The following is a 14,871-nucleotide window of genomic DNA, read 5'->3' on the forward strand; positions in this document are numbered from 1 at the left end:
TGCGCCGTCAGTGCTTCCACAGTGGTTTTGTGTTTGGCGGCGGTGTTTAGCGCGCCTCGATACCGACCCAATACGCGCTGTGGTAAATCACCTGTATCGGCAACGAATGCGCCAGCAACTGTAAGGTGCGGTCACTGTCGTCCAGCGGATAAATGCCACTCAAACGCAAATCCGCGACATCCGGGCTCAGCCGAATGATGCCTCGTCGATAACCGCGCAAACTGTCGATGACCTCGCTCAATGGCCGATCACGGACTTCTAGCCGGCCTTGGGTCCAAGCACTTTCATGACCCTGGGTGCGTTCCAGGGCAAGGATGTTGCTTTCGTCGAACAGCAGGCTCTCGCCCGCCTCCACCACTTGCCGTGCACCGCCGCGTGTCACCACTTCGACCTGGGAATGCACCATCACCAGCCGCGTCGAGTCCTCGCCACGCTGCACCAGAAATCGGGTGCCCAGGGCGCGCATTCGACCGTGCTCGGTCTCCACCACAAAGGGGCGCGTCGGGTCTTTGGCCACGTCCACTAGCAATTCGCCGTCGCGCAATTCCAGCAATCGCTGACGTGCATCGAAGCGGTTGATCACCCGGCTGCGGGCATTGAGGGTCAGCGCACTGCCATCCTCCAGCGTGAAATCCCGACGCTCGCCGGTGCCGGTGTACAGCTCGCCACTTTCAGGCCACACGCCATAACGGCGCCCCAACAAACCCGCCACCACCGCCAGCCCCAGCACACTCAAACTGCCACTGACAAAACGCCGGCGACTCGACGGCGCATTCAGGCTGTGCAGCAGGCTTTGGCTGGGCAGGCCGCGCAAGGCGTTGCTGCGCAACACGTTCAAGCCGCCACTCATCTGTTCGATCACTTGCCGGTGCCTGGGGTCCGCCGCCTGCCACGCTTCGAATGCCGCACGCTCCTGCGCGCTGACATCGCCCGATTGCAATAGCGCCATCCACTGCGCGGCTTCGTCGACCACCGTCTCATCCGGCCGAGGCAGGCTCATGGCAGGGCCACCGCCTGATAGCAACGTTTGAAGGCATCGGCCATGTATTGCTGCACACGACTGGTCGATACCCCGAGGCGTTCGCCGATTTCGCTGTACGTCAGGCCGTCGAGCTGATGATAGAGAAAGGCTGCCTTGGCCTTGGCCGACAAGCCGTTGAGCAGCCGGTCCACCGCCAGCAGCGCCTCGATCACCAACGCACGATCCTCCGGGGACGGATGCACCAGCGCCGGTGCCAGGGCCAGGCTCTCCAGGTAAGCGCGCTCCAGATCCTGCCGCCGCCAACCTTCGTACACCAGACGCCGGGCGATGGTGGTGAGCAAGGCCCGGGGTTCGCGAATGGCCAGCGGATCGGGCAATGCGAGCACCCGCAAAAACGTTTCCGAGGCAATGTCTTGCGCACTGTGGGGGCAACCCAGCGTGCGGCTGACGGAGCTGCACAGCCAGTGATAGTCCTTTTGGAACATCTGCCCGATCAGTTGGTAATGCGGGTTCTGATTCGCACCCATGCCTTGCTCCCTCATGAAGCAGGTCCGACCTGCTTCGACTCTCTGTCGTTCTGCCGGGATCTGCGGCATCTGATTAACCCGACTCTCTACATTTCACCTGTAGGAGCTGCGGCGAGGACTTTGCTACAAGGTTGGATACAATTGAAGTAATAAAAAAATAGTATCTGCTAACTATCAGGAATAAGCGGGAACCGTGCGGGCTGACACAAGCGTTGATCTCGATCAGTGGTCTACCACCGCGCTATCTCTACTATCGCGCTTCCATCGCAAGCCAGGGACGGCTCATCGGGAGCCTCAGGCCAAAACGTTCAAGGAAGACCCCCAACATGCGTTCACTGAAAATCATTGTGCTGGCATCGGCGTTCAACGGCCTGACCCAACGAGCCTGGCTGGAATTGTGTCAAGCCGGACACGTTCCCAGCGTGGTGCTGTTCACCAACGAAGACGCCGTGTGCGAGCAGATCGAACACAGCGGCGCCGACCTGGTGATCTGCCCGTTCCTCAAGGACCGCGTGCCGCAGCAATTGTGGAGCAACCGCCAGCGCCCGGTGGTGATCATCCATCCGGGCATCGTCGGCGACCGTGGCGCCAGCGCCCTCGACTGGGCAATCACCAACGAGTTGGAGCGCTGGGGCGTCACCGCGCTGCAAGCCGTCGAAGAAATGGACGCCGGTCCGGTCTGGGCCACCTGCGAATTCAACCTGCCACAAGGCCTGCGCAAATCCGAGCTGTACAACGGCCGGGTGAGCGATGCGGCGATGCGTTGCATTCGCGAAGTGGTGGAAAAATTCATCGCAGGTACAGCGCCGGTGCCGCTGGACTACAACCTGCCCACGGTGCGGGGGCGCTTGCAGCCCAATATGACCCAGGCCGACCGCACCTTCAGCTGGCACGATTGCGCCCGCTTCATCAAACGCTGCATCGACGCCGCCGACGGCCAGCCCGGCGTGCTGGCAAGTCTGGCCGGGGGTCAGTACTACGTGTATGACGCGCATCTGGATACGCGCAGCGGCATGCCGGGGCAGATTCTGGCGGTGCACGATGATGCAGTGCTGGTGGCTGTTGGTGATCGCAGTCTGTGGATCGGCTCGTTGCGGCGCAAACCACTGCCTGGTGAAGAAACCTTCAAGCGCCCGGCGCGCCATGTGCTGGGCGATCAACTGCGCGAAGTGCCGGTGCTCGACTGGTCAATCGCCTCACAGCCGTTCAACGTCGAGGCGTATCAACCGATCCGCTATCGCGAGTCCGGGCTGGTCGGCGAACTGACCTTCGAATTCTACAACGGCGCCATGAGCACCGAGCAGTGCCAGCGGCTGGTGCAGGCGCTGCAATGGGCCAAGGCGCGGGACACACAGGTGCTGCTGATCAAGGGCGGACGCGGCAGTTTTTCCAACGGCGTGCACCTCAATGTGATTCAGGCGGCCGCCGTTCCAGGGCTTGAAGCCTGGGCCAATATCCAGGCCATCGACGACGTCTGCCAGGAACTGCTTGAGGCTCGGCAACTGGTGGTTTGCGGCCTGACCGGCAGCGCCGGGGCCGGTGGCGTGATGCTGGGGCTGGCCGCCGACATTGTCTTGGCCCGCGAGGGCATCGTGCTCAATCCGCACTACAGGACCATGGGTCTGTACGGCTCCGAATACTGGACCTACAGCCTGCCCCGTGCAGTGGGTCAGGCGATGGCGGAAAAACTCACCGAAGACTGCCTGCCCGTCAGCACCCGCCAGGCGTTGCACATGGGCATGGTCCAGGAGATCGGGCCGCGCTGCCCGGACGAGTTCAGTCTGTGGTTGTTGCAGCGGGCCAATGGTGTGCTGAGTGATCCGGCCTATGCGGCGGTGCGCGAACGCAAGCTGCTGCAGGATGATCAGTTGGTGCAGCACTGCCGCAATGCGGAGTTGCAAGCGATGGAACAGGACATGGTCCACAACCGCAAACAGTTCGCCGAGAAGTGCCGCAATTTCGTGTTCAAGCGCAAGGCATGCGGGACGCCACAGCGGCTGGTGGCGGATTGGGCGCGGGTTCAAGAGGTTGATCTGGCGGTCTGATTTGCGGTGCTGCTGAGGGCCCCTTCGCGGGCAAGCCAGCTCCCACAGGGGATTTGCTGTGAACACAGCTTTTGTGAACGGCAACATTCAAATGTGGGAGCGAGCCTGCTCGCGAAAGCGATCTGTTTGAAATATCAAGGGTGAATAGGCCGCCGTCTTCGCGGGCAAGCCCGCTCCCACAGGGGATTTGCTGGGAACACAGCTTTTGTGAACGGCAACATTCAAATGTGGGAGCGAGCCTGCTCGCGAAAGCGATCTGTCTGAAATATCAAGGGTGAATGGGCCGCCGTCTTCGCGGGCAAGCCCGCTCCCACAGGGGATTTGCTGGGAACACAGCTTTTGTGAACGGCAACATTCAAATGTGGGAGCGAGCCTGCTCGCGAAAGCGATCTGTTTGAAATATCAAGGGTGAATGGGCCGCCGTCTTCGCGGGCAAGCCCGCTCCCACAGGGGATTTGCTGGGAACATAGCTTTTGTGAACGGCAACATTCAAATGTGGGAGCGAGCCTGCTCGCGAAAGCGATCTGTCTGAAATATCAAGGGTGAATGGGCCGCCGTCTTCGCGGGCAAGCCCGCTCCCACAGGGGATTTGCTGGGAACACAGCTTTTGTGAACGGCAACATTCAAATGTGGGAGCGAGCCTGCTCGCGAAAGCGATCTGTCTGAAATATCAAGGGTGAATGGGCCGCCGTCTTCGCGGGCAAGCCCGCTCCCACAGGGGATTTGCTGGGAACACAGCTTTTGTGAACGGCGCAAATCCAGTGTGGGAGCGGGCTTGCCCGCGAAGAACGATAACGCGGTATCAGGGTTGTAATAACAACGCCACCAGCGCCGTCCACCCGGTCTGGTGACTGGCCCCCAACCCACGCCCGGTCTCGCCGTGAAAGTACTCATGGAACAACACCAGATCGCGGCTGTACGGATCGGCCTGTAACTGCGGGTACGCCGCCATCGACGGTCGATTACCCTCTTCATCACGCAGAAACAGCCGGGTCAGCCGCTGGCCCAGACTGTCCGCCACCTCTTCCAGCGACGCCAGAAATCCCGAGCCCGTCGGGTACTCCACCGAGAAATTCTGATCGTAGTAACGATGAAACTCGCGCAGCGCCTCGATCAGCATGTAATTGATCGGCATCCACACCGGCCCGCGCCAGTTGGAATTGCCACCGTACAGCCGCGACTCCGAGTCCCCCGGCTCGTAATGCGCGCAGAGCAGGCTGCCGTTGATCTGCATGCCGAAGGGTTGCTCGGCAAAGGCTTTGGACAACGAGCGAATACCGAATGGCGAGAGAAATTCGCTCTCGTCGAGCATGCGTTCGAGCAGGTTCTTGGTCCGTTCACCGCGCAACAGCGCCAGTAGCATGCGGTTGCCCTCCCCGGGTTCGGTCCAGCGTGACACCAGCGCTGCCAGATCAGGCCGGTGCGCCATGAAACCGAGCAGCCGTTCACGCAATCCGGGCAGGCCCTCGTGTTCGTGTTGCTCCAGCACCTGCACGGCGAACAACGGCATCAAGCCGACAATCGAACGCAACCGCAGTGGCTCGTTGATGCCGTCGGGACGGTGCAGCACGTCGTAGAAAAACTGATCCTTTTCGTCCCACAGCCCTTCGGCGTCGGAGTCGATCTTGTTGATCGCCCCGGCTATGTACAGAAAGTGTTCGAAAAACTTCACCGCGATGTCCACGTACACCGCATTACGCTTGGCCAGTTCCAGGGCGATGCGCATCAGGTCCAGCGCATAGGCCGCCACCCACGCCGTGCCGTCCGCCTGATCGAGTGCATAGCCCGGCGGCATGGCGGCCGAGCGGTCGAACAGCGCAATGTTGTCCAGCCCCAGAAAACCGCCCTGGAACAGGTTGCGGCCCTCGGCGTCCTTGCGGTTGACCCACCAGGAAAAATTCAACAGCAACTTGTGGAAGATCCGTTCCAGGAAGTCCAGGTCCCCGGTCCCGGTCAGCGCCTTGTCCTGCTGATACACCCGCCAGCACGCCCAGGCATGCACCGGCGGATTGGCATCGTCGAAGCGCCATTCATAGGCCGGCAACTGGCCGTTGGGGTGCATGAACCGGTCTTTGACCAGCAACAGCAATTGATGCTTGGCGAACGCCGGGTCGATCAGGGCAAACGCCACCGCCTGAAAACCCAGGTCCCACGAGGCGTACCACGGGTACTCCCAGGTGTCGGGCATCGACACGATGTCGAAATTCGACAGGTGCCGCCAGTGGCTGTTGCGCTTGTTTGCCCGCAGCGGCGGCGGTGCCGGTTGCGTCGGGTCGCCGTCGAGCCACTGATTGACGTCGTAGTAGTACAGCTGTTTGGACCACAGCAAACCGGCCAGGGCCTGGCGCTGCACATTTCGCGCATCGGCGTCAGAAATCCCCTGTTGCAGCGCCGCGTAGAATTGATCGGCCTCGCTGCGCCGCAGTTCGAACAGCGTGCGCGCACTGACCTGCGGGCTGCCGGCCGGGGCGAAGCGAAGGAACACGCTGCGGGTTTGTCCGGCTTCGAAGCTCAGGTCGAAATGCGCCGCGACCTTGGTTCCGCTGTCACGGCGAATGGCGTCGCTGACGCCATCGACCAGAAAGTCATTGATCCCGTCCTTGAATGGGCCGCTGGCCGGCACGCCATCGAGTTTGGGGAAGTTGCTCTGGTTTTCGCAGAACAGCCATTCGCAGCTGGCTTCCCCCCAGGCGCTGGCCTGTCGGTCCGCCACCCGCGGGTGCGAGGCCCACACCTGATCGACGTCCAGCATCAGGTTTGGCTTGTCTTCGTCGGCCGCCCAGCTCCAGGTGTTGCGCGCCCATAGTTGCGGCAGCACATGCAGACGCGCCGGTTGATCGGCACGGTTGTGCACGGTGATGCGCATGAAGATGTCGTCTGCCGTGTGCTTGGCGTATTCCACGGTCACGTCGAAGTAACGGTTGTCGTCGAACACCCCGGTATCGAGGATTTCGTACTCGGTATCGGCCAGGCCGCGACGGGCGTTTTCGGCGAGCAAGTCAGCGTAGGGAAAGGGGGCCTGCGGGTATTTGTAGAGCATGCGCATGTAGGCGTGACTCGGCACGCCATCGGTGAAGAAATACAGCTCCTTGACGTCTTCGCCGTGATTGCCTTCGCCGTTGTTCAGGCCGAACAGGCGCTCCTTGAGAATCGGGTCGTGACCGTTCCACAAGCCCAGTCCCAGGCACCAGTGCTGGGCCTTGTCGGAGAAACCCGCCAGCCCGTCCTCGCCCCAGCGGTAGGCGCGGCTGCGGGCGTCGTCATGGGGAAAATAGCGCCAGGCGTCGCCATCGCTGCTGTAGTCCTCGCGCACTGTGCCCCACTGGCGCTCGCTCAGGTACGGGCCCCACTCACGCCAGCCTTGGGCCTCGCTGCCGGCCAGGCGCTGGCCTTCTGAGGTCTGGAGGATGTTCGCGACGGGTTTTGCAGTCATGGGGCGATCCGTTGAGGCGAGAGACGGTTGCAGTGTAGTGCGCACGTCCGGGCAGGAATGTGAAAACTGTGACACCTGTTGACCCGCACAATTCCGGCTGACTTTGTAGGAGTGGGCGGGGGCGGGTTTCAGGGCCGCAGGCCGGGATTTGGCATTTGCGTCCTCAAGGTTGCCCCGGCCTGTGCTGGCGGATCGGCTAATCTGCTGGAATAACAAAACCACTCAGGTAATCCCCGTGAGGCAGACCACAGTAGCTTTCCGCGCGCGTTATCGGGCCGATATCCATCAGCGCTACAACCCGTGGCTGCACGGCAGTTTTGTGCTGCTGTTCGGCCTGCTGGCCATTGGCGGGTTCTGGCAGACCGTGCACCAGGTGCAACCGCTGGAATGGCTGGCGGTGCCGGTGAGCCTGTTGCTGTTCAATCTGGGTGTGTACGTGGTGCACCGGCATCTGGGCCATCACAAAAAAAGTTACGCGCGAATGTTCTACGCCCGGCACGCCGGCGACCATCACAGCTTCTTCGCCCCCGGCTACATGACCTACGACAGCGCCCGGGATTTTCGAGTGATCCTGTTTCCGGCGTGGCTGATCGTCCTGCATACGCTGGTGATCACCCTGCCCCTCTGGTGGCTGGTTGCCCGCGTCAATGTCAACGTCGCCGGCTTGTTCGGCGGCTGCATGGTCCTGGGTTATCTGATGTACGAGGTGTTTCACGCCTGCGAGCATCTGCCGCCCGGCAACCCGGTGTCGCGGCTGCCGTGGATTCGCCACATGCGTCGCCTGCACGAACTGCATCACCGCCGCGAACTGATGCAGGAGCGCAACTTCAATATCGTGTTTCCGCTGATGGACTACCTGTTCGGCACCCTGTACTGGGAGCCGGAAACGACGCCCCTCACTCTGACGAGAATGCCCATGACCCGAATGCAGCATCAGATCGACATCGCCGGTAATCCGATCGCCGTGCTCGCCTACGCCAGCACGGTGACCTGCTGGCCGCAGTGGCACCCGTCATCACTCAAGGTCGATGGCCAGGGTGGGCCGCTGCATGCCGGCTCACGGTTCGAAGAAGACATTCGCGCCGGGGGGCGCGCCGGGCACCTGAGCTGGGAGGTCGAGGAGTACTTGCCGGGGCGCCGCTGGATCGCCCGGGCGCGGGGCGATCACGGACTGTCGCTGGTGGTCACCTACGAGTGCGAAGCGTGCGACAGCGGCACGCGGTTTGTCCGCACTCTGGACTATCAGTTCGCCAGCCTGGGAATGCGCATTGCCAATCAGCTGCTGCTCAAGCGACGAATCGATCAGGAGTCGGCCGATTCGCTGCGGGCGTTGCGGGAGATGGCGCAAAAACATCTGATGACGATGACTTGGGGACAGTCCGATACCGATTATCCAGCATGAAGTTGCGGTAACTATGTACCACCTGCGGCCAGGGCAATACGCCTCAAATGGACATCCCGGCAAGGATCAGTTCCTTGCCCCATCTGAGTCCATAAACCATGACCGATACATTTTCAGCACTCCCCCTGGTGGGGACTGTGCACCGCCTTGAGTCTCTGCCGCTCCTGCATCTGCGAGACCAGAACCTGGCCCTCGATGCCGCGAGCCGGTCCTTCAACAGTCGTCAGCAGTTGCACGCACTGATGGCCAATACGCCTACCGTCAGCGAAACAATCTATCTGTTGCTCAAGCAGGAACTGCAGGTGGACGCCAACTCGGCCGGCCTGAATTTCCCGCCCGCCAATGGCCGACCCGCGACGTTCGTCAGCCTGGCGAACGCCTTTGCCTACGTATTGCAATACCCGCACATAGACGCCTCACTCGATCAACAGTGCGTGTCGGTCGGTCTCGACAGCAAGCACCCGCGGTTCAACAGTGGCGCCGTGGAGTGGCTGCAGACGTTCAAGACACTGGACTTCGATGAGTTTCTCAAGGAGCGCTGGAGCACCTACTGGAACAGCCGTGCGCCCCGCTCCCCGTTATCGTGCCGTGCCCAGGTCGCCCAAGCGTACAGTGAACATGTCGACGCCTGCGCCGACCAGGCATTCGCACTGGGGCAGATGGATGCCGCGCAGTTGGCCCTGATGCGCAGGGTTGTCGATCCGGCGCAGGAGCCAGTAAACGACGTCCCGCCCCTCGTCACCGAGCAACTGGCCTTGAAGCGCTCTGACGACAGCCGCATCAAATTGCCCGGGAGCTGGGTCCTGACCGTCGCCACCGCGCGCAACGAAGAACAACTGCTGTACCTGGCGTCCCGCAAACCGGCCCTGCACCGGTTCAGACTGCGCTCGGAAATGGAGCAATGGCTAATTGACCCGCAACAGCAATTGATCCCCGACAACCCGCTGGTCAATGGCACCCGCGTCGAATACACGCTGGACTCACAACCGCTGAAAAACGGCATCGAACAACTGTTGCTCCATGCCTATGAGATTCAGAGAGAAAGCCTGCGCAACGGCCATTTCAACGGTCATGGCAAGAGCCTGGTCGAGTATGGTCCCCACGCGATGGACAATGCCGACCTGTTCGACCGTCAGCGCCGCACCACACCGCTGTTCGCCCTGCCGTCGACCTTACAGGTGGACGAGGAGGACATCACACCTGAACCCTTCGGCAATCTGACGCCCGATATCGACCTCAACAGCCGTCTGGCATCGGTCAGGCAACAACAGAACGCACTGGAGGCCGTGCTTGGGGACGCGGTTCAGGGAGCCCCGGACACTGCTCGGCTCGCCGCCCTCCAGGCCTCATTCGACGCGCTGGATAAAGCCGAGCAGGAGGCCTATGCCGCCGCAACCGGCCTGCTGGAAAAAACCGATCCCTCGCAGTGGCTTGATCTGCGCCGCCAGCCAAACCCGTATTACACCGCCCTGCAACTCGCCCGACTGACCGGGCTGCGCGCCGAAGCGGCCCTGCAACGGGCGCTGGGACAGATCGATCAGACCGAACACGACTGGGTGGTTGCCGTCCTCGATACAGCGCATTGGGCCAGCCGCACCCTTGATGTCAGCGTCGCCACCCTGTACCTGCCCAACCCCGAACCGGACAATGCCAGCGACCTGCCGCAAACGGGAGAGTTGTCCGGTGCTTTGCTGATCGCCCCCGCGGCCGTGCTGCGCGATCGTCTTGCCCCGCAAAGCGTGCTGCTGTACTGGCCCGGCAAGGGCGGTGGTTTGCAGCGGTTTGCTTCACGCCAGGTGCTGGAGCAATCACTGCTGAAGATCCAGCCTGACGAAGCGCATCAGACCGTCGAATTCAAGGAGCTGCTCAACACACCGTTTATTTACAGCCTCGATAGCCAACTGTATGGCGCCGAGCAAGCCGCGACTCGCCTGATAAAACGCTACCCTGCCCGAACCGCCGGCGGGCTGCGCGTCAGCGAGCTGGAAAAACTGCGCGAACATACCCTGCACACGCTGCTGGTGCCGGTCCATGCGGCCCGATCCATGGCCTTTGCCATGATCCTGGAACAAATCAACAGCAGTCGCCTGGCCGGGGCGCCACCCGAGTGGCTCAACGACGTGACGCAAGAGCAGCGCGTGGACATCAAGGCGCTGATCGAGGCGTACATCGTCGCCATGCGCCGTTCCCATCAAGTGTTCGAACGCCATGTACCCACCTACGAGGACTTCAGCAGACCTCGCCTCCATGACCGGCTACGCAGCGATTTCAACCTGCACGGACGCTTCAACGTTCAGTTGAACCTGCCCGACTCGGTCACCACTGAACGGGTCCTGATCAGCGAGCATGCAGGCCCGGGCACGCCCTTCAAGCTTGAGAAAAAGCCGGGCAAACAACGCAGCACGCTCTCTCTGCTGGATGTGATGATGCGCAACGTCGATCCCGAGCTGTCTGAACGCCTTTATTTCCTTCAGGTCGAGGCCACAGCCGAGAATCGCATCGAACTGGCCACCTTGCGCAGCAGAATCACAGCGTCCTACGTGATCAAGCTGGCCGCCAGCCTGGACCTGCCACAGCACTATGAAAACCTGATCCGTCATGCATTCATGGGGAACAGCGACGAGCCGGTTTTCGAGACGCAATACCGCCAGGAAGCCCTGAGCGAACCAGTGCGCCTGCTGCTCCGATTGCAAGGCCGGTTCGCCCGTCTGCAACGCGCCACCAACGCAACCATCGGTATTAGCGACGCAGGCCTGGCCATTCTTGATACGGCCATCGACGCCGACACCGCGCAGGCCTGGCAAGCCAACGGCAAACGCATCCGCCTGGTGCCTGCGTCCCTCAGCGCAGGAGGAAGAGATACCGGCAATTTTTCAACCGGCCTGAGCGGCGTCACCTTCATCGAAGAACAGGTTGGGGGATTGACGCTGCTCTATCTGCCGGACAGCCCCGACAACGTTCCCCTGCGCGAATACGCAAGCCTTGAGCTGGCCCGCCTGGCGCTCTTCAACCTGACGCTGAAGCCGGACATGCAGCGCTACCTGGCTGGACGCGCCCTGCTCGGCGACTTCCATGCCCATGTGGCGCGGATCACTCAAGCCCACCTGAAAAACTTCGACGCCATGATCGCCACGGGCCTGGCCTGGCCGTCCCACACGTCACTGACCCGCCATCTGCTGCACGCCCGCATGGGCCGCATGATCGAAGCCCTGCGTGCCACCTCGCACTCCAACGCCAGCCTTGACATGGAACGCCGGACGTTGGAGTACGGCATGGTGTTCCAGTACCTGAGAATCGCCTTGAGCCTGGTCCCGTTTGCAGGAAGCGCCATCGCCCTCTACGACGCCTGGACCAGCATCAACCTGGCCACCTCTGCCTTCCTGCGCGGCGATGCGGTCAAAGGGCTGGAACAAGTGGAAGCCACCCTCTTGTCATTCATCGACGCGGCCATGGACATCCTGCCCGGGTCTGTAAACGCGCCGGCAGCCGCTCGCCTGCTGACCCGCCAGCGCCAATTCAGAACGCTGTCCAAAGGTATTCGCAGCGCCCGGGTCCCGGCCAGTCGGGCGGCACGGGCAGGCGTGGAGCGTTTCAAGGGCTACGAGTACGAGCAGGCAATATCCCTGACGGGCCTGCAACCCGAAACACACGGTCTCTACCGCCATGTCTATCGCCACCCATTGGGTGACTTCGTTGTCAGCCAGGGCCGTATCTATCAGATCGAACTGAGCGGCGCCCCCCAGACCTGGCGGCTGAGCGGGACGCGAACGCGCACCTATAAACAGCCCATTACCCTGGATGAAGCCGGAGAATGGAATACCCATGGCGCGGTGTTTGGCGTACTGGTTGACGGCGGTCTGGCGGGGGGCGGTAGCGCCCTGCGACATATGGCGGATGTGCTGGACCCGATCTGGCCGCTGGCCATTCGTGAGCGCTTGCCGAACTGGTGGACCAACACCGCCGCCAGGCGCATGGAAGCCTTGCAAAGCAGCCTGAGGTCCCAATACAGCCAATACACGCCCCAGCATCAGGCACTGGGCGAAATGATGACGCGCTATAACGCCGCCGACGCCACGGCTCAAGCGGCCTTGGAGCCGGCCATCGAAGCGGCCATCGCCAGATGCTCGGACATGGCCGAACGGCTCTTTCGCAATCTGCAACAGCAAGTGCCGTTGAGCCACGGCAACAGAGGCCGAGACACGCTCAGAGCGCAGAGCGACTTCGCCGTCGACCTGGCGCAGAACCATGAGCGCGGCGTGCTGTTCAGTGCCCGGCGGATCGACAGAACCAACGACCTGCTGGAAAGCCTCGCCAGCGAAGTGGAAGCACTGCCTGAGGGTGCCGCTGGACAACGCATTCAACTGCGCAAGCGCATCAGAGTGCTCGAAGAACAGAACCTGCGGGAAATTCTTCAACTCGACACCCGCGTGCAACAGATGAACACCTGGAGCAGGCGCGTTACCATCGACGCCCAGCGAAAAAAACTGGCCCACAACCGGGAAGTCATCAACCGAAACTTTTCGGAGGCCAACCTCAACTACATGAGAACGTCCGAGTTGCTGGGCCTGGTCATGCGATATGCCGAGCCCCCCGACAGCTCCTGGCTCTACCTGCGCACGCCGTTCCTTGAAGCAGAGCTCCGGGTTCGGGTGGCACTGACCATGCACAAAAACCTGCTGGAAGTGAGCGCGGGAAAAATCCAGCGTAACCGCATACTCAACGACTGCATTGAAGTCTATGACAACTTCCGTCGAGACATGAACTACTGGACCGCCAGTTACGCCCGGCATTTCGATGACAATCACATGGCGCTGCTGATGGACGAACTGGAAAAACTCGCCAACCGTGCCAGGAACGCTCTGCAAAGGTCCGCCCCCGAGGTGGCGCCTGGCACCACCGGCAAAAGGGTCTTCGAAAGCGAAGACAACCGTCTGCTGATCGGTACAGAACATTGGGACCAGACCACCAACACCCGGTATTACACGCTGTCCACGGCGCGGGGCAGCGTCGAAACCTGGGTGCAAGGCGACAACGGCAAATTCCGTCGCGTGGGCAACTCGGTATTGGCGCCCGCCCCCAAGCCTGCCCCGGGGAATCTGGGCGCGTTGCAGGCCGACGCACAAAACAGGCTGGAAGCGCTGGGAAGCTACGTCGAGAAAATCAATGACTATGCCAAAAGAGGCATGGCCCCCGTCGACCTTCAATACATGATGACCAGTGAAGCCGCCGCCCTGAATCTGCGTGCGCAAAACATCGAGGCACTCGACGCGAACGCCACCGTGCTGGTCGAATTACGTCGCCAGGCCAACCTCCTCACGGCCAAAGGACGCACCCTGCGTATTCAACAGTCCATGGCCAGCAAGACGCCCACCGAAGGGTATCTGGATTATTTGCGGCAAGAAGGCGTGGTGCAGATAAGAAAAGAAGGCGTCCTGCGCGAAATGGATCGCCGAGTGGACGGCAGGCGAGATTTTCTTCAGGAGTTTGTCGTGCAGGACCTGAGGACAGCACCACCCACCGTGCTGTGGTACGCCCATTTCCACTTCGACACGGCGCAGCCGAAGCAATTCGACCTGTTCGTCAAGGCCCACCTGAAACTCCCGGAGCAGCGCAATCTTGGCTTGCAATGGCAACAGCGACAGGCTGCAACCGCAGGCACGGTTGACGCCATCTGGCGCGGTGATATCGGCAAGCCCCTGGCCCGCCTGCATTTCCAACCGGTTTTTTGAGGCACGCATGCAAAAAAGCGCGCTGACTGTTATCAGTCAACGCGCTCTGAACAGCCCGGTGGCGACCACGGAAAACGAATCAGTGATCGGATTTTTCAGGGTGCCGCTCATCATCCGGCGGCTCATCCAGCCCCGGTTCTTCTTCGGGATGCTCGGTGTAGTGTTCCGGGCTCAAAGGCTGCGGATGGGTCGGGATCGGATCGTAGCCGCCCTGTTGTTCGCTGGGGAATTTTGGACGATTCATGAGGCACCTCGCAGGGAATCTGAAAAAATCGGACTCTGATCTTTCGAGGTGCCGGCGGGTCACGTCGTTCCGAATATTTATTCAGGCACCGGTCATTGGTGGCACTGAGGACTGCTCAGGACGGCGCCTGGAGTTGTCTGACGATCTTGTCCTTGACCAGCAAACGCTTCTCCTTGAGCTTCCTCAACGCGTCGTCGCTGGGCGCGTCGGATTGGGCTGTTTCGGCCTTGACCACCTCCGCATCCGCTCGTGAATACTTTTCAATCAGCGAATCCAGTAACGGATCCTCGGCGCGTTTTTGCTGGATCTCTTCCTTCGAGCGTTTCAGATCCTGATAAAGGTCATGGGTCACCGGCATGGAACACCTCCGTTTGTTGATCGGTAGCAAACGCGATCGATTGCGTTCGCCAACCCTCAGAATGGCCTTGGTTGGCCGGTTCTGTCGACCATGGCGATGCCCGTTCGTCGTCCTGTCGCAAATGCGATAAAACCTTTGCCCAGGCATAAGC

The 14,871-nt window shown here is 61.3% G+C and carries 8 protein-coding genes; 3 read left to right on the forward strand and 5 right to left on the reverse strand.

From position 1 onward, the window contains the following. Positions 1-46: 46 nt before the first annotated feature. Positions 47-1,000 carry a FecR domain-containing protein gene (locus POF45_RS03740; protein WP_259494561.1) on the reverse strand — a complete coding sequence of 318 codons (954 nt, stop codon included), beginning with the start codon at positions 998-1,000 and terminating at the stop codon, positions 47-49. Then, a complete protein-coding gene (locus POF45_RS03745) occupies positions 997-1,509 on the reverse strand; it encodes a sigma-70 family RNA polymerase sigma factor (RefSeq protein WP_259494562.1) in 513 nt (170 codons plus the stop codon). The genes POF45_RS03740 and POF45_RS03745 overlap by 4 nt, the downstream gene beginning before the upstream one ends. A gap of 326 nt (positions 1,510-1,835) precedes the next feature. On the opposite strand from POF45_RS03745, the gene POF45_RS03750 reads away from it, so the two are divergent. Continuing rightward, a complete protein-coding gene (locus tag POF45_RS03750) occupies positions 1,836-3,554 on the forward strand; it encodes a hydrogenase maturation protein (protein ID WP_282315106.1) in 1,719 nt (572 codons plus the stop codon). Positions 3,555-4,356: 802 nt separating this feature from the next. On the opposite strand, the gene POF45_RS03755 is transcribed toward POF45_RS03750, so the two are convergent. Then, complete coding sequence (locus POF45_RS03755) at positions 4,357-6,987, reverse strand: MGH1-like glycoside hydrolase domain-containing protein (protein ID WP_282315107.1); 2,631 nt, start codon at positions 6,985-6,987, stop codon at positions 4,357-4,359. A 235-nt stretch (positions 6,988-7,222) separates the two neighbouring features. On the opposite strand from POF45_RS03755, the gene POF45_RS03760 reads away from it, so the two are divergent. Together POF45_RS03760 and POF45_RS03765 are read left to right on the forward strand one after the other, a co-directional pair. Further along, a complete protein-coding gene (locus POF45_RS03760; protein WP_282315108.1) occupies positions 7,223-8,389 on the forward strand; it encodes an SRPBCC family protein in 1,167 nt (388 codons plus the stop codon). A gap of 137 nt (positions 8,390-8,526) precedes the next feature. Next, a complete protein-coding gene (locus tag POF45_RS03765; RefSeq protein ID WP_282315109.1) occupies positions 8,527-14,118 on the forward strand; it encodes a dermonecrotic toxin domain-containing protein in 5,592 nt (1,863 codons plus the stop codon). A gap of 79 nt (positions 14,119-14,197) precedes the next feature. Here the strand turns inward: POF45_RS03765 and POF45_RS03770 are convergent, their stop codons facing one another. Both POF45_RS03770 and POF45_RS03775 read right to left on the reverse strand, forming a co-directional pair. After that, positions 14,198-14,362: a hypothetical protein gene (locus POF45_RS03770; RefSeq protein ID WP_259503310.1), complete on the reverse strand. Its 165-nt coding sequence runs from the start codon at positions 14,360-14,362 to the stop codon at positions 14,198-14,200. Between the two features lie 115 nt (positions 14,363-14,477). Beyond that, positions 14,478-14,720, reverse strand: a complete 243-nt coding sequence (locus tag POF45_RS03775; RefSeq protein WP_259494567.1) for a DUF465 domain-containing protein — start codon at positions 14,718-14,720, stop codon at positions 14,478-14,480. Between the last annotated feature and the right edge of the window lie 151 nt (positions 14,721-14,871).

This window comes from Pseudomonas fungipugnans (genome assembly GCF_029955235.1).
GTDB lineage: Bacteria > Pseudomonadota > Gammaproteobacteria > Pseudomonadales > Pseudomonadaceae > Aquipseudomonas > Aquipseudomonas fungipugnans.